This window comes from Pseudomonas sp. HY7a-MNA-CIBAN-0227 (genome assembly GCF_040310325.1).
Classification (GTDB): Bacteria; Pseudomonadota; Gammaproteobacteria; order Pseudomonadales; family Pseudomonadaceae; genus Aquipseudomonas.
This window is the reverse complement of the sequence record NZ_JBEOPT010000294.1, coordinates 1-247: the sequence shown is the minus strand read 5'-3', so window position 1 is coordinate 247 and position 247 is coordinate 1. Positions and strand designations below refer to the sequence as shown.

1 protein-coding gene is annotated in these 247 nt (G+C 60.3%); it reads left to right on the top strand.

Annotated elements, in window-relative coordinates; genetic code table 11:
* The coding region (locus AAEZ06_RS27985; protein ID WP_350617434.1) for a hypothetical protein at positions 1–247 on the top strand (247 nt) is incomplete at both ends.

The following is a 247-nucleotide window of genomic DNA, read 5'->3' as shown; positions in this document are numbered from 1 at the left end:
CTCTCCACAGGCGGCGCCATCAATGGCGATGTGACCTTTGGCCCTGGAATAGATACGGTGGAACTCCGCAACGGCTGGGTCACCGGGATCGTGCAGCAAGGCGACGGTGTTGATCGTGTCGTCATGATGGGTGGGCGAATAGGCGGCCTGCTCCAGGGCGACGGCCGCGACTTGCTTGAAATGTATGACGGCATAATCGACGATGCTTTTGAAGACGGCGATGTGGCCTACCAGCGCGGTGGCAGCA